Origin of the sequence: Dactylosporangium sp. NPDC050588, from assembly GCF_040654975.1 — a bacterium.
GTDB classification, from domain to species: domain Bacteria; phylum Actinomycetota; class Actinomycetes; order Mycobacteriales; family Micromonosporaceae; genus Dactylosporangium; species Dactylosporangium maewongense.
Window position 1 is genome coordinate 38,131 of record NZ_JBFAJA010000075.1, and the last position, 15,370, is coordinate 53,500.

Below are 15,370 nucleotides of genomic sequence, written 5' to 3' on the forward strand. Positions count from 1 at the left end.
CGTCAGGCGTCAGGCGCCGACGTGGATGCCGGGGCGGCGCCGCGGGTCGGGTTCCTGCTCGCGGATGATCTCGCGCGTGACGGGGGCGGTGTCGCCGCGGCCGAGCAGGAAGTAGCGGACCATGTGGACCAGCGGGCTGCCCTCGGCCCAGGCGAAGTAGCAGTGCGGGCGGACGCCGGTGGTGTCGCGCAGGGCGAGCAGGATCGCGGCGATGGCGTTCGGCGCTGCCGGGGCCTCGGCGCGCAGGACGCGGTGCCCGTCGACCTCGGCGCCGCGGACGGTGAGGGTGTCGCTGAAGCTCGACGGGTCGACGACCGTGACCTCGAGGAACATGACGTCGGCGGAGCCGGGGACGGCGTTCTCGCCGCGCTGTTCGAGCTCCTTCTCCGCGTACTCGGCCGCCGTGCCGGTGCCGGGGCGGTTGGCGATCAGGTTGATCCGCCCGTCGTAGGCGATGGTCTCGGTGACGAACCGGCGGGCGGTGTCGTCGAACTCGATGCGGTCCGCGCGCAGCTCCGTCGTGCGTGACACCCGGGAGATCAGCGAGATGGTGATGATGCCGGCGATGAACATGCCCGAGATGGCGAGCCCGTCGGGCTTGTCGCGGATGTTCTCCACCAGGGCGTAGGCCAGCACGGCGGTGAGCAGGCCGAAGCCGGACCCGGCCGCCTTGTGCCGCTGCCGGAACGCGGACACGGTGACGGCGAAGGCGCCGGAGACCATCATGGCGAGGATGCCGGTGGCGTACGCGCCGGCCTGGGCGTCGACGTCGGCGCCGAACGCGATCGTGATGGCGACGCTGATCGCGGTGTAGACGAGCACCACCGGGCGCACCGCCCGGCCCCATTCCGGGGCCATGCCGTAGCCGGGCAGGTACCGGGGCACGATGTTGACCAGGCCCGCCATCGCCGACGCGCCGGCGAACCACAGGATGAGCACGGTGCTGAGGTCGTACACGCTGCCGAAGACCTCGCCGAGCTGCTCGTGCGCCAGCCAGGCGAGGGCCCGGCCGTTCGCCTGGCCGCCTGCCTCGAACTCGGCCGGCGGGATGAGCACGGTGGTGACGAAGCTGCTGGCCAGCAGGTACACGCTCATGATGGCGGCGGCCACGGTCAGCAGCTTGCGGGCGTTGCGGATGCGCGCCCGCAGCCGATCCTGCGGGTCCTCGCCCTCGGCGGCGACGAGCGGCATCATGCTCACGCCGGTCTCGAAGCCGGACAGGCCCAGCACGAGCAGCGGAAACGCCAGCACGGCCGGCAGCGCGAGGTCGGTGAAGCCGGTGCCACCGGCGGTCAGCGCGGTCGTCCAGGTGGAGAACGCGCCCGCCGTGGTGATCACCTCGACCACGCCGACGACGACGATGACCGCGTTGAGAGTCAGGAACACCGCGACGAGCGGGATGGCGACGCTGACCGCCTCGCTGAACCCGAGCAGGAACACCCCGCCCAGGACCAGCAGCAGGATCACGGTCAGCGCCACCGCGTGGCCGTGCAGGAAGCCCGGGGCGTGCGGGTTCTCCAGCACGTGCAGGCTCGCGTCGGCCGCGGACAGCGTGATCGTGATGATCCACGAGGTGGCGACGAACCCGAGCAGGACCAGCACGAAGATCTTGCCGCGCCAGAACGGCAGCAGCTGCTCCAGCATCGACACCGACCCGGCGCCGTGCGGGCTCTCCTTCGCGACCCGCCGGTACATCGGCAGCATCCCGAACAGGGTCAGCGCCACGATCAGCAGCGTCGCGAGCGGCGACAGCGCCCCGGCGGCGGTCGCCGCGATGGCCGGCACGTAGGCGAGGCTGGAGAAGTAGTCGACGCCGGTCAGGCACATCACCTTCCACCAGGCGTGCTGCTCGGCGTGCGCCTCCCCCGCCGCCGGGCCGACCGGCTGCACCCGGTGCCGCAACAGCCACCGGGCGACCGGACCGCCGCGCGGCGGCCGTCGGGCCGGTGTCTGCACCACCGCCGGCAGCGCGTACTCGTCCAGTGCCGCCGCGTCGTCCGTGGTCTCCATGCGTCCTCTTCCAGGTGGTGCCGACAGCGGTTTCCGCCGGGATCACGGTACGAGGATCCGGGGGTTTCCGCTGCCTGGGTCGGCCGTATTGGTTTCGTCAAGAGCACTGGTCGCCCGGTCCGGCGGCGGATGTGATGGAGGCGGTGGCCGGCGGTCCTCCCGGCCGCCGGTCTGACGAAGGGCGCTGCCGGCCATGCGTGACTCTGTGATGACCAGTGGTCCCGGTGGCCGGTTGCGGACGCCGACCGGGATCAGCGTTGCCGGGGGTTGCGCGGCGGCGGTCGGCGCGGCGCTGGTCGCCGGGGCGCTGTTTCCCGGAAGCGATACCGCCGCACGAGCCGCTGTGATGTCGGTCATGATCGGCGTGTTCGCCGCCACGGTGGCGGACCTTGTCGCGGTGCTCGCCGTCGCCGTCGTCGCGGCGTTGCTCTTCGTCGGGTTCCTCGTCAATGAGTCCGGCGTGCTCGCCCTGCCCGGTGACACGTGGCGGGACCTGGTGCCGTTGGGTGCCGCTGCCGTGCTGGGGTGCGCATGGCGCCGGATCGGCGGCGGCGATCGCGGGACACATGATGGCCGACGCCCGGCGATCGGATGTCAGGTGGGTGGCCGCGGCACCCGTTCCATCCGGTTCCACCCGGCCCAGCCCCGCTGGCGCATCAGCTCCCGCATCCACTCGGCGCGGGGGTCGGACTCGACGGCGAGCGCGTCCAGCAGGTCGAAAGCCAGGGCGTCCTCTCCGGCGCCGTAGTCGACCTCGCCCGCGGCGTACGCCTGCTCGGCCAGCTCGGCCATGATGTCGGCGGCCTCGTGGGCGCGGGGGTCGTCGGTGGTGGCGTCGCTGTCGAACAGTTCCGAGAGCAGCTCGTACAGCCTGATCACGCGCGGGTCGTCGAGATGTGCGAACTTGCCGGGCATCCACTCGCGGACGCGGTCGGGCCAGCGGGCCGAGACGAGGATCCAGCCGTCGCGTTCGGCCCGCACCATGCGTTCCGACACGCTGAGCTCGCGGAGACGGTCGAGGTATGCGGTGACCTCTGGCGGCAGGACCAGGCCGTCGCCGGCGGTGAGCTGCGCCAGCTGCCTGCGGCCGGCCTCGAGGCGGGCGATCTCCTGGCGGACCTGTTCGTCGATGCGGCGGACCGCTTCGGCGAAGGTGGCCGGGTCGGCGTCCAGCATCGGGCGGATCTGGGTGAGCGGGACGCCGGCGGCGGCAAGGGTCCGGATCTTGATGAGCGACACGACGGCGGTCGCGCCGTACTTCCGGTAGCCGGCGGCGTCGCGTTCAGGCTCCGGCAGCAGCCCGATCTGGTGGTAGTGCCGGACGGTGCGCACCGTGACGCCGGTGTACGCCGCCAGCTGGCCGATGGTGAGCATGCCGCTCCCGTCTCAGGAGATCTTCCTACGGTACGAGATGCCGGCGAGAACGTAGGCGACGACGAGGATGCCGGTGCACCAGGCGAGCGCGGTCCAGACGCCGGTGCCGACGGGTTCATGGTTGAACAGGCGGCGGATGGTGTCGACGATGGAGGTCACCGGCTGGTGCTCGGCGAACGCGCGGACCGGGCCGGGCATCGACCCTGTCGGCACGAACGCCGAGCTGACGAACGGCAGGAAGATCAGCGGGTAGGAGAACGCGCTGGCGCCGTCGATCGTCGACGCGGTGAGGCCGGGGATGACCGCGATCCAGGTGAGGGCGAGGGTGAACAGGGTGACGATGCCGGCGACCGCGAGCCACGCCAGCACGCCCGCCCCGCTGCGGAACCCCATGGCGAGCGCGACGAGCACCACGACGGTAACCGAGATGAGGTTGGCGACGACCGAGGTCAGCACGTGCGCCCACAGCACCGCGGACCGGGCGATCGGCATGGACTGGAGTCGCTCGAAGATGCCGCCCTGCATGTCCAGGAAGAGCCTGTACGCGGTGTAGGAGATCCCGGACGCGATGGTGATGAGCAGGATGCCCGGCAGCAGGTAGTTCACGTATGAGCCGGTCGTCCCGGTCTGGATCGCGCCGCCGAACACGTACACGAACAGCAGCATGAACGCGATCGGCATGGCGAGGGTGGTGATGATGGTGTCCGGGCTGCGCACGATGTGCCGCAGCGACCGGCCCAGCAGGACGGCGGTGTCGTTCATCGGTGCCCTCCGACGATCGTGAGGAAGACTTCCTCCAGGGTTGGTTGCTTCTGTACGTATTCGACCTTGGTGGGCGGGAGGAGCCGCTTGAGCTCCTCGAGGGTGCCGTCGACGATGATCCGGCCCTCGTGCAGGATCGCGATCCGGTCGGCGAGTTGCTCCGCCTCTTCCAGGTACTGGGTGGTGAGCAGCACGGTCGTGCCGCCCTCGGCCAGCTGCCGGACCGCCTGCCACACCTCGAGGCGGCCCTCCGGGTCCAGGCCGGTCGTCGGCTCATCGAGGAAGATGACCGGCGGGTCGCCGATGAGGCTCATCGCGATGTCGAGCCGCCGGCGCATGCCACCGGAGTAGGTCGCCACCCGCCGGCCGCCCGCCTCGGTCAGCGAGAAGCGGCGCAGCAGCCCGTCGACGACCGAACCGGGATCCTTGAGGTGCCGCAGCTTCGCCACCAGCAACAGGTTCTCCCGCCCGGTGAGGATCTCGTCGACGGCGGCGAACTGCCCGGTGAGGCTGATCGACTCGCGGACCTTGCCCGGCTGCGTACCGACGTCGAAGCCGTTGACCTGGGCCGTCCCGTCGTCGGCCTTGAGCAGCGTGGCGAGGATCTTCACCACCGTGGTCTTACCCGCCCCGTTGGAGCCCAGCAGCGCGAAGATGCTGCCCCGCGCCACCTCGAGGTCGACGCCGCGCAGGACGCGCAGCGCCTGGTACGACTTCTCCAGGCCCCGCACACGAATCGCCGGATCGCTCATGGCCGCGAGTATGCGGGGTTGACGCTGCGTCAGGGTCAAGACCGGGACCGGAGTGTGTGAGGCACGGGCGTCAAGAAACCGTCAAGGACCCGGTCGCGGCGTATGGATTTCATCAACGCCTCTGGGCAGGGCAGGTGGCCGGGGCTTCACTTCGGGTGCGGCCGGATGTCGGCTGCGCGTTGTGGAGTCAGGGAGGGGATCCCTCGTGGCTGACCTGTGGTCCGTGCTGCTGACGATCGCGTTGTTCGAGGCCTTCGGCCTGGTGGTGCGGGCGGTGGAGCGGCTGTGAACGCCGAGAACCTTGTCGGTCTCGTCCTCGCGGTCCCCTGGACAAGCTCAACCGCCTGGTCGAGAACCTCCTCGACATGAGCCGCCCCTGGGAGGCCACCTGATGACCCGCATCCTCATCGTCGACGACGAACCGCAGATCCTGCGCGCCCTGCGGATCAACCTGCAGGCCCGGCAGTACGACGTGGTCGCTGCCGCCGACGGTACCCAGGCCATCGCCGCTGTGCAGGGCGAGCATCCGGACGTCGTCGTGCTGGACCTCGGCCTGCCGGACATCGACGGGGTCGACGTCATCCGCGCGCTGCGCACCTGGACGCCGGTGCCCGTCATCGTGCTGTCCGGCCGGCGCGGCAGCAGCGACAAGATCGAGGCGCTGGACGCCGGGGCCGACGACTACGTCACCAAACCGTTCAACATCGACGAGCTCCTCGCCCGGCTGCGCGCGGTCACCCGGCGCCGCGGCAGCCCCGGCGAACCGGCCCGGGCCCGCATCGGCCGGTACAGCGTCGACCTGGCCACCCGCGACGCCCGGCGCGACGACGGCGACCGCCAGCACTTGACCCGGACCGAGTGGCGGCTGCTGGAGCTGCTCGTCGCGCACCCCGGCAGGCTCATCGGCCACCGGGAGCTGCTGCAGCACGTGTGGGGGCCCACGTACGTCAACGAGGTGCACTACCTGCGGCAGTTCCTCGCCCAGCTACGCCGCAAACTCGAGACCGACCCGTCCCGCCCCAGGCACCTGCTGACCGAACCCGGCATGGGCTACCGCTTCCAACCGTGACCGCAGCCGGCCTAGGAAGAACGTCAAGCCGCGTAGGGATTGCATCAGGACGTCTAGGCGGCCCTGACCTGCGGTGGAAGCGTGAACGGCATGACCGGCAACCCTGATCCGATACACGCGTTGGTGTTCGTGCGGCTCGATGATCCGAGCCCGGCACGGTTCGAACGGTTCCTCGGCGGCGTGGACGGTGTCGTCGCCGCCTGGCACGTCATCGGCGACATCGACCTCGCCGTCCACGTGCACTGCGCCGACCTCTCCGCGGTCGACCGGCTGCTGACCGCCATGCGGTTCGACGGCGGCGGCGTCAGCCTCACCGGGCTCGCCGCCGAGCACGGCACACCCACCTACGTGCTCGACGAAGCCGACGTGCGGCTGCGCTGCCGCCAGTACCTCACCGCATTCGGCGCCGGCCGGGTCGCGTACACCGCGAAGGCGCTGCTGAGCGTCGGCATCGCCCGCTGGATCGAGCAGGAAGGGCTGCACCTGTACGTCGGCTCCGCCGGGGAGCTGCGGGTCGCGCAGGCCGCCGGGTTCCCCAGTGACCGAACCGTCCTCTACGGCAGCGCCAAGACGCCACAAGACCTCGACGCCGCCTACGCCGCCGGCGTCGGCACGATCGTCGTGGAGTCGCTGTCGGAGATCACCCGGCTCGCCGCAACCGCACCCCACGGGCAGCGGGTCCTGCTGCGGGTGTTCGCCGGCCCGGAGCCCGCCGACGGCGCCGACAACCGGTTCGGGCCACGGATCGGCACCGGCGAGGCGAACACGGCCGTCACCCGGATCGTCGGTCAGCCCGGCCTGCGGCTCGCCGGGTTCGACTGCTCCGTCGGGCACCAGGTCAGCCGGTTCAGCGTGTACGAACGCGAGCTCCACCGCATCGTAGCCTTCTGCGCGGCCGTCAAGGCCAGGCACGGCGCCGTCGCCGGCACCGGCGCTTACCACCACTCGCGGGCCTCCAACTACCACCTGGTGCCCCGGCCGGCACTGATCGGGGTCGCCGGCGGGCAGGCCCGGACGCTGGTACGCCGCGAGACGCTCACCGACCTGCTGTCCCGTGACAGCGACCACCAGGCGGACTGAACCGTGAACGCCGCCCTGCTCGGCGCCGCCCTGCTCGTGCTGCTCGTCACCTTCACGGCGGCGCGGGTCCGCCGGCTGTTCGCGCCCGTGCCGCCGACGGTCCACTTGGACGGCACGGCCGCCCGTTGCGTGGACGAGGCGGCCGCCGAGGGCCGCCTGACGGTCGTGCCGCAGCGTCCCGGCACCGCACCGGCCACGTGCCCGCCAGGAGCTGGGACCGCCCTGCGGCTGGAGGTCGTCGCACCCGACACGGCCCGGCGTGCCGCTGCACTCGCCGTCACCGGCGACCGCCGCGACGGGTTGCCGGTCCTGCGGGTCGCCGCCTGGGACGTCCCGGACGCCATCGCCGCGGTCCTGCTGCACCTGCGCGACCGGACCGGGCTACGACCGGTCGTGCACTTCGACTGGCCGCAGCGACGACCGTCGGTGCACTGGCTGCAGTTCCTGTGCTTCGGCACGGGACAGGTCGCCCTGCTCACCAGGCACCTGCTCCGCGAGGTCGAACCGGACCCACGGCTGCGACCGGCGGTGCACGTCGGGTAAGGCGTCACAGCTCCAGCCGGTAGCCGATCCCGGGCTGGGTGATGAGGTGACGGGGCCGGGCCGGGTCCCGCTCGAGTTTGCGGCGGAGGTTCGCGAAGTGCACCCGCAGGTAGTTCGTCTCCGTCTCGTACTGCGGACCCCAGACCTCCCGCAGCAGCTGCCGGTGCTCGACCAGCCTGCCGGGGTTGCGCGCCAGGACCTCGAGGAGGTGCCACTCGGTCGGGGTGAGCCTGATCTCGCCGTCCGGGCCGGTGGCCCGCTTCATTGCGAGGTCGACCGTGACCTCACCGGCCCGGATCACCGGCGCGTCGGGAACCGCCGGCGTCCCCCGGCGCAAGGCGGCACGGATGCGGGCGAGGAGCTCGTCCATGCCGAACGGTTTGGTGACGTAGTCGTCGGCGCCGGCGTCCAGCGCCGCGACCTTGACCGGCTCGCTGTGCCGCGCGGACAGCACGACGATCGGCGCCCGGCTCCAGCCCCGCAGTCCTTCCACGACCCGGATGCCGTCAAGATCGGGCAGGCCGAGGTCGACGATCGCCAGATCCGGCGGGTGGTGTCCGGCCGCGACGAGGCCTGCCTTCGCCGTGCCCGCGGTGTCGACCTGGTAGCCGCGGGCGGTGAGGTTGACCCGCAGCGCGCGCAGCAACGGTTCGTCGTCGTCGACGATGAGGATCCGGGTCACGGGTAGGCGCTCCGGTCGGCTCGGGTGGCCGCCGGGACGGTCACGGTCATGGTGAGGCCCCCGCCGGGGGTCTCCGCAGGGGTGAGGCTACCGCCCATCGCCTCGGTGAAGCCGCGGGCGATCGCCAGCCCGAGGCCGAGCCCGCCTCCGTGGTCGTGCAGCCGCTGGAACGGCTCGAACATGCGGTCCCGGTCGGCCGCCGCCAGGCCCGGCCCGTGGTCTACGACGTGCAGCCGCAGCGATCCGTCCGCCGCGTGGTCGCCAGTCACCCGGACCTGCCGGTCGGACGGGCTCGCGGCGACCGCGTTGGCCATGAGGTTGGCGACGACCCGCTCCAGCAGGCCCGGGTCGGCCAGCGCGAGCGGAAGGTCGTCGGGCACCTCGAACGCGATCCGGTGCCGGTCGGCCTGGTGGATGATGGCCTCGGCGACGACCGCGTCGAGGGCGATCGGGCGCACCACGGCGGACAGGACCCCGGCACGGAGGCGGCTGAGCGACAACAGGTTCTCCACCACGGCGATGAGCCGATCGGCGGACTCCTCGACCGTCGCCAGGAGCTCGGCCCGGTCGTGCGGCGCCCAGTCGACGTCGGGTTGCCGCAGGCTGGACACGGCGGCCTTGATCCCCGCGAGGGGCGTCCGCAGGTCATGGCCGACGGCGTCGAGCAGGGCCGCGCGGAGCCGGTCGATCTCGGCGAGCTCGCGTGCCCGGGCCGCCTCGTCGGCTAAGCGCTGATGCTCGTGCAGCCTGGCGGCGGCGGCTGCCAGACGGGTCAAGGTGCCCCGCTCCTCGACCCCGACCGGCCGTCCCCACGCCGCCAGGCGCAGACCCGGACCCGCCCGGACCGTCAGGTCCGGAGGGTGCGCCTGCGCCGCACCGACGCGGGTGAGCGGCTCCTCGCCACGCAGCAGCGCGACCGACCGCAGCCCGTAGGTGACGCGGACCTGCTCCAGCAGGTCCGGCAGCGCCCCCGCGGCGGCCGGTGCGGCGCTGATCCGGGCAAGCAGCCGCGACTCGACGCCGCGGCGCACGGCCGTGCTGCGGTGCCGGGCCGCGACGTCGACCGCACCGGCGACGGTGCCCGCCACCAGCAGGTACACGACCAGGACAAGCACGTTGCCGGGGTCATCGACGGCCAGGGTCCGGTACGGCGCGACGAACGCGAAGTTGACCACCAGATCGGCGGCGACCGCAGCGAGCAACGCTGACCACACTCCGCCGGCGACCGCGGCGCCGAGGACCGGCACCAGGTACAGCAGCGTGACACCGGCGAGCGACACCTCACCCCGCAACGGCACCAGCACCGCGGTGAGCACGACGAGGCCCACCCCGCCGGCCACCACGCCGAGCACACCCCGGCGCGCCGGTACTCGCCCTCCAGCGTCCACGCCCGCATTGTCCCCCTGACCGGGTCGCCTTCCTCCCGTGGCACGAGAACGGATCTTGATGCGTTCTTAACGCCCTCAGGCAGGCACAGCACCGCGGCGCCGGGTGAGGATGGGCGGGCAACCCGGACGGTGAAGGGAACCTCAGTGGCGCAGCCGGCACGACAGCAGTCGACGACACCTCGCCGACGGCTCCGCGGATGGCTCCTGGAGGACCTCAACGCCGAGCAGTCCACCGGCCCGCACGCCGCACCCGCGACAGCGCACCAGCGACCCTGGTGGCAGGTCATGTGCCTGACCGGCCTGGACTACTTCTCCACCCTCGGCTACCAGCCCGGCATCGCGGCCCTCGCCGCCGGCGCCGTGTCGCCGATCGCCACCCTCATCCTCGTCAGCCTCACCCTGCTCGGCGCGCTACCGGTGTATCGGCGGGTGGCCAGGGAGAGCCCGCACGGGCAGGGCTCCATCGCGATGCTGGAACGCATCCTGCCCCGCTGGACCGGCAAACTTTTCGTCCTGGCGCTGCTCGGCTTCGCCGCCACCGACTTCATCATCACGATCACTCTGTCCGCCGCCGACGCCACCGCCCACGTGCTGGAGAACCCCTACCTGCCCGAAGGGCTGCACGGCAAGCAGGTCGTCGTGACGCTGGTGCTGATCGCGCTGCTCGGCGCCGTGTTCCTGCGCGGGTTCAAGGAGGCGATCGGCATCGCCGTGGGCATCGTCGCGGTCTACCTGGCGCTCAACGCCATCGTCGTCGCCGTCGCGCTGCAGCACGTCGCATCCCGGCCTCACGTCGTCGCCGACTGGCAGGCGCTGCTGCGCACCGAGCACCCCGACGTGTTCGGCATCGTGCTGGTGGCCCTCCTGGTCTTCCCGAAACTCGCGCTCGGCCTGTCCGGCTTCGAGACCGGCGTCGCGGTGATGCCGCTCATCAAGGGCGACCCCGGCGACGACCCGAAGGAGCCCCGCGGACGCATCCAGGGCGCGCACCGCCTGTTGACCACCGCCGCTGTGATCATGAGCGTGTTCCTGGTCGCCAGCAGCTTCGCCACCACCCTGCTCATCCCCCAGCAGGAGTTCGAGGAGGGCGGCAAGGCGTACGGACGCGCCCTGGCCTACCTGGCGCACTCCTACCTCGGCAACGGCTTCGGCACCGTTTACGACGTCAGCACCGTGCTCATCCTCTGGTTCGCCGGCGCCTCCGCCATGGCCGGACTGCTCAACCTGGTGCCGCAGTATCTGCCCCGGTACGGCATGGCACCGCGCTGGACCCGGGCGGTGCGACCGCTCGTCGTCGTCTTCACCCTGACCGCGTTCCTGATCACCGTCATCTTCGCCGCCGACGTCAACGCCCAGGGCGGCGCCTACGCCACCGGCGTGTTGGTCCTGATCACCTCCGCCGCGGTCGCCGTCACCATGTCCGCCCGCCGGCGCGGCCACCGCAAGTCGAGCATCGCGTTCGCCGTCATCACGCTCGTCTTCGCGTACACCACCGTCGACAACATCATCGAACGCCCCGACGGCGTCAAGATCGCGTCGCTGTTCATCCTCGCGATCGTGGCCACATCGCTGCTGTCGCGCATCCTGCGCGTCACCGAACTACGGGTCACGGAGGTCCGGCTCGACCCGCTCGCGCAACGCTTCGTCAAGGAGGCTGCCGAGGAAGGCGAGATCCGCATCATCGCCAACGAGCCCGACGCCCGCGACGAGGCCGAGTACCGCGACAAGGAGTTCGAGCAGCGCAAGCACAACCACATCCCGGGCCGCTCCTGGCCACTGTTCCTCGAGGTGACCGTCGCCGACCCGTCCGACTTCGAAGCGGCGCTGCACGTCACCGGCGAGGAACGCTTCGGCTACCGCATCCTCAAGATGCAGAGCCCCACCATCGCCAACGCCATCGCCGCGCTCCTGCTGCACCTGCGCGACGAGACCGGCGACCTGCCGCACATCTACTTCAACTGGACCGAGGGCAACCCGGTCGTATACCTGCTGCGCTTCCTCTTCCTCGGCGACGGCGAGATCGCGCCGGTCACCCGCGAGGTCCTCCGCGAAGCCGAACGCGACCCCGAACGCCGGCCCCTCGTCCACGTCGGCTGACAGGAACGATACTCACCATCGCGACACTTCGCGGTCACCGTTGACATGTCCGACCGGATCACCACACGCCTTCGCCTTACCTTCCACCAGGCGTGCTGCTCGGCGTGTGATCACGGTACGAGTATCCGCGCCCTCCCGCCGCCCGGTCCGCGGTGGCGGCGGCGCAGCCACCGGCCGAGCAGGCCGCGGCGCGGTCCGGCGAGCATCGAGGCGGCGAAGCAGCCGGTGGCGACCAGGCTGATCGCCGCGCCGGCCGCGACGTCCCAGCTGCGTGACAGCAGCAGGCCGCCGATGGTGCTGGCAACGGCGAGGCTCACGGCGACGGCGGTCATCGTGGCGATCCGGTCGGTCCAGAGCCGGGCCGCACCGGCCGGGGCGACGACGAGCGCGAGGGTGAGGATGGTGCCGACGGCGGGCACGGCGGTGACGACCACCGCCGAGATCAGCAGCAGGAGCCCAAGGTCGATGGCGGTGGTGCGGTAGCCGGCGGCCCGGGCACCGGCACGGTCGAACGCCGTGTAGGTGAGCGCCTTGTGGCCGGCGCGCAGCGCCACGGCGACGATGACGGTGACCGCCGCGGCGACGTACAGGTCCTCGGTGGTCACGGTGAGGATCGAGCCGACGAGGTACGCGGTGAGGTCCTTGGTGAAGCCGCGTTGCGCGGACAGCAGCACCACGCCGAGCGCGAACCCGGCGGCGAGCGCCACAGCGGTCGCGGTGCTCGGGTCGTGCCCGCGCCGCCGGGACAGCGCGACGACGGCGAGTGCGGCGAGGACCCCGGCGGTGGCGCCGCCGAGGTACAGGTCGACACCGACGACCGCGGCGATGACGACGCCGGGGAAGGTGGCGTGGGTCATCGCCATGGTGAAGAACGACAGGCGCCGCAGCACGACCTGGACGCCGAGCAGACCGGTGGCGGCGCCGATGAAGACCGCTTCGACGATGGCGCGGTTGAAGGCTTGGTTGAGGGCCAGGTCAAGCCACGACATCGGACGGCCTCCGACGCACGAGCGGCACGAGCAGAGCGAGCAGATACAGGGCGACGAGGGCCAGGACGACGGTGCCGCCGCTGGCCAGCCGCAGCCCGTACGTGACGGATGCGTGATAGCTGACGACGAGGCCGGCGTATCCGGCTCCCGCCACCGCCAGCACGCCGACGGCGGCGATCACCGCGAGGCGGTCGGAGAGCAGCCGGCCGGTCGCGGCGGGGACGACGAGCAGCGCGACGACGAGGATGGTGCCGACGGACTGGGCGGCCGCCACGACGACGAGGGCGACGCTCAGGTTGAGCAGCAGGTCCAGCAGCCACACGCGGTAGCCCATGGCCGCCGCGGTCTGCGGGTCGAACGCCCGCAGCCGCAGCTCCTTGGCCAGCAGGCCGAGCGTGAGCAGGACGACCCCGGTCACGGCCGCGGTCTGGGCCAGCTGGGTGGGCGTGACGGCCAGCAGCCGGCCGAACAGGAAGGCGGTGAGGTCGGCGCTGTACGAGCTGCGGCGGGAGACGAGGACGACCCCGACGCCGAACATCGCCGCGAGCAGGACGGCGAGGGCGGTGTCGTCGGTGACCCGCCGGGACCGGGTGAGCAGGGTCAGCAGCACCGCGGTCACCGCCGCGGCGACGAGCGCGCCGGGGAACACGCCGCCGGCGCCGCCGGCGAGGAACCCGACGACGACGCCGGGGAAGACGGTGTGGGTCATGGTGTCGGCGACGAACCCGAGCCGCCGGATCAGCACGAACGTGCTGACGACGCCGGCGAGCAGTGCCAGGAGCAGCAGCTCGGCGAGGGCGCGACCCATGAACGGCGGGGTGAACGGCTCGACGAGGACGCTACGCATGGCGGTTCGCGACCGGGTGGGCGACGACGACGCGGTCGCCGCGCAGTTCCAGGGCCTGGCTGCCGTACGTGGCGCGCAGCAGGGCGGGGGTGATCACGTCGTGGACCGGCCCGAACCCGTACATGTGCCGGTTGAGCAGGCAGGCCGCGTCGCAGGCCAGGTGGGCCAGGGTCAGGTCGTGGGTGCTGATGACGACGGCGGCGCCGTGGCGTTTGAGTGCCGCGATCGCGGTCAGCAGCGCGTCCTGGCTGAGCGCGTCGACGCCGTTGAACGGCTCGTCGAGCAGCAGCAGCCGAGGCTGCTGGGCGATGGCCCGGGCGAGCAGCACGCGCTGGCGCTGCCCGCCGGACAGGGTGCCGAACCTGGCCCCGGCCCGGTCGGCGAGACCCACCTGCGCGAGTGCCTCCGCGGCGATGCGCCGGTCGGCGCGGCCGGGCCGGCGCAGCCAGCCGGTCCGGCGGTAGCGGCCCATGAGCACGACCTGCGCCACGGAGATCGGGAACTCGGGGTCCAGCGTGTCGGCCTGCGGGACGTACGCGACGTCGCGGCGGGCCGCGGCCGGCGGCTTCCCCAGGACCGTGATCGCGCCGGCGGTGACCGGTACCAGGCCGAGGACGGCCTTGATGAGGGTGGACTTGCCGGCGCCGTTGGGGCCGATCAGCGCGACGGTCTCGCCGGGGAGCACCTGCGCGTCGACGTCCTGCAGGGCGGGGGTGCCGTCGTAGGCGACGGTGGCGTGCTCGATGCGCAGGGCGACGCCGACGGGGAGGGCCGTCGGCGTCGCCGGTCCCGACGCCTGCTCAGCCACCGAGCGCCTTGACGATGGTGTCGGTGTTGTGGGCTTCCATCTTGAGGTAGGTGTCGCCGGCGGAGCCTTCGGGGCCGAGGGTGTCGCCGTACAGGGCGTCCTCGCCCGCGACGACCCTGACGCCGGCCTGCCGGGCGATGGCCTCGGCGGTCTTCGGCGGCAGCGAGCTCTCGGAGAACACGGCCTTCGTGCCGCTCTGCTTGATCTTCGCGACGATGTCGTCGACGTCCTTGGCGGACAGTTCGGCGGAAGTGTCGAAGCTGGGGATGATCGAGCCGACGAACTGTAGCTGGTACCGGTCGATGTAGTAGCCGAACGCGTCGTGGTTGGTGACCAGCTTGCGGTCGCCGGCGGGCAGCTTGCCGATCTTCGCGGCGATGTCGGCGTCCAGCTGGTCCAGCTTGGCGCTGTAGTCGGCGAGGTGCTCGGCGAACGTGGCGGCGTCCGCCGGCGCCGCGGCGCTGAACGCCTTCTCGATGGTCTGCACCATCAGCTTGGCGTTGCGCGGGTCGTGCCAGATGTGCGGGTCGCCATGGTCGGCCTCGTCGGCCTCGTCGCCCTCGCCCTGGCGGATCTTCACACCGGTGCTGGCGTCGACCGTGGTCCCCTTGAACCCGGCGGAGCTGATGGTCGCGTCGAGCCAGCCTTCCAGTCCGACGCCGTTCTTGACGAGCACCTTCGCGGCGCCGATGGCGGTGAGGTCGGCCGGGGTCGGCTCGTAGTCGTGCGGGTCGATGTTGGGCTTGATGAGCTGCGTGACGGCGACCCGGTCGCCGCCGATGTTGCGGGCGAAGTCGGCGACCTGGGTGGTGGTCGCGACCACGGCCAGCCTGGCGCCGGCGGCGTTCGCGGGTTGGGCCGTGGTGCCCGCGTCGTCGCCGCACGCGGCGAGCCCGGCCGCCAGGCCGGTGAGCGCGGCGGCGACTGCGAGTGTTCGCAGCTTCATTTCGGTTGCTCCTCGGATACGAG

14 protein-coding genes are annotated in these 15,370 nt (G+C 71.9%); 4 read left to right on the forward strand and 10 right to left on the reverse strand.

Annotation, left to right across the window (positions count from 1 at the left end; genetic code table 11):
* Positions 1–9: 9 nt before the first annotated feature.
* The 4 genes from AB0I21_RS41170 to AB0I21_RS41185 form a co-directional block, all read right to left on the reverse strand.
* Complete coding sequence (locus AB0I21_RS41170; RefSeq protein WP_360569108.1) at positions 10–2,010, reverse strand: amino acid transporter; 2,001 nt, start codon at positions 2,008–2,010, stop codon at positions 10–12.
* A gap of 594 nt (positions 2,011–2,604) precedes the next feature.
* Positions 2,605–3,384, reverse strand: coding sequence for a MerR family transcriptional regulator (locus AB0I21_RS41175; RefSeq protein WP_360569109.1), 780 nt, complete (start codon positions 3,382–3,384; stop codon positions 2,605–2,607).
* 12 nt (positions 3,385–3,396) lie between these two features.
* On the reverse strand, positions 3,397–4,146 hold the full coding sequence (locus AB0I21_RS41180) for an ABC transporter permease (protein WP_360569110.1): 750 nt from the start codon (positions 4,144–4,146) through the stop codon (positions 3,397–3,399).
* Positions 4,143–4,898 carry an ATP-binding cassette domain-containing protein gene (locus tag AB0I21_RS41185; protein WP_360569111.1) on the reverse strand — a complete coding sequence of 252 codons (756 nt, stop codon included), beginning with the start codon at positions 4,896–4,898 and terminating at the stop codon, positions 4,143–4,145. Before AB0I21_RS41185 ends, AB0I21_RS41180 begins: the two co-directional genes overlap by 4 nt.
* Before the next feature lie 391 nt (positions 4,899–5,289).
* Between AB0I21_RS41185 and AB0I21_RS41190 the strand changes: the two genes are divergently transcribed.
* The 3 genes from AB0I21_RS41190 to AB0I21_RS41200 all read left to right on the forward strand — a co-directional run bounded on the left by AB0I21_RS41190 (position 5,290) and on the right by AB0I21_RS41200 (position 7,590).
* Positions 5,290–5,967, forward strand: coding sequence for a response regulator (locus AB0I21_RS41190; RefSeq protein WP_360569112.1), 678 nt, complete (start codon positions 5,290–5,292; stop codon positions 5,965–5,967).
* A gap of 90 nt (positions 5,968–6,057) precedes the next feature.
* Positions 6,058–7,047 carry an Lrp/AsnC ligand binding domain-containing protein gene (locus AB0I21_RS41195; protein ID WP_360569133.1) on the forward strand — a complete coding sequence of 330 codons (990 nt, stop codon included), beginning with the start codon at positions 6,058–6,060 and terminating at the stop codon, positions 7,045–7,047.
* Positions 7,048–7,050: 3 nt separating this feature from the next.
* Entirely contained in the window at positions 7,051–7,590 is a 540-nt protein-coding gene (locus AB0I21_RS41200; protein WP_360569113.1) for a hypothetical protein, read from the forward strand.
* Between the two features lie 4 nt (positions 7,591–7,594).
* Here AB0I21_RS41200 and AB0I21_RS41205 read toward each other — a convergent pair whose 3' ends face one another.
* Positions 7,595–8,272 (reverse strand): response regulator, encoded by a 678-nt coding sequence (locus AB0I21_RS41205; protein WP_360569114.1) that lies wholly within the window; start codon positions 8,270–8,272, stop codon positions 7,595–7,597.
* A complete protein-coding gene (locus tag AB0I21_RS41210) occupies positions 8,269–9,660 on the reverse strand; it encodes an ATP-binding protein (RefSeq protein ID WP_360569115.1) in 1,392 nt (463 codons plus the stop codon). The genes AB0I21_RS41205 and AB0I21_RS41210 overlap by 4 nt, the downstream gene beginning before the upstream one ends.
* Before the next feature lie 144 nt (positions 9,661–9,804).
* Between AB0I21_RS41210 and AB0I21_RS41215 the strand changes: the two genes are divergently transcribed.
* On the forward strand, positions 9,805–11,757 hold the full coding sequence (locus tag AB0I21_RS41215) for an amino acid transporter (RefSeq protein WP_360569116.1): 1,953 nt from the start codon (positions 9,805–9,807) through the stop codon (positions 11,755–11,757).
* Positions 11,758–11,867: 110 nt separating this feature from the next.
* Here AB0I21_RS41215 and AB0I21_RS41220 read toward each other — a convergent pair whose 3' ends face one another.
* From AB0I21_RS41220 to AB0I21_RS41235, 4 genes are read right to left on the reverse strand one after another with little or no spacing between them, the layout of a single operon-like run.
* A complete protein-coding gene (locus AB0I21_RS41220) occupies positions 11,868–12,746 on the reverse strand; it encodes a metal ABC transporter permease (RefSeq protein ID WP_360569117.1) in 879 nt (292 codons plus the stop codon).
* Positions 12,733–13,593: a metal ABC transporter permease gene (locus tag AB0I21_RS41225; RefSeq protein WP_360569118.1), complete on the reverse strand. Its 861-nt coding sequence runs from the start codon at positions 13,591–13,593 to the stop codon at positions 12,733–12,735. The genes AB0I21_RS41220 and AB0I21_RS41225 overlap by 14 nt, the downstream gene beginning before the upstream one ends.
* Positions 13,586–14,401 (reverse strand): ABC transporter ATP-binding protein, encoded by an 816-nt coding sequence (locus tag AB0I21_RS41230; protein WP_360569119.1) that lies wholly within the window; start codon positions 14,399–14,401, stop codon positions 13,586–13,588. Before AB0I21_RS41230 ends, AB0I21_RS41225 begins: the two co-directional genes overlap by 8 nt.
* Positions 14,394–15,347, reverse strand: coding sequence for a metal ABC transporter substrate-binding protein (locus AB0I21_RS41235; RefSeq protein ID WP_360569120.1), 954 nt, complete (start codon positions 15,345–15,347; stop codon positions 14,394–14,396). The genes AB0I21_RS41230 and AB0I21_RS41235 overlap by 8 nt, the downstream gene beginning before the upstream one ends.
* Positions 15,348–15,370 lie beyond the last annotated feature (23 nt).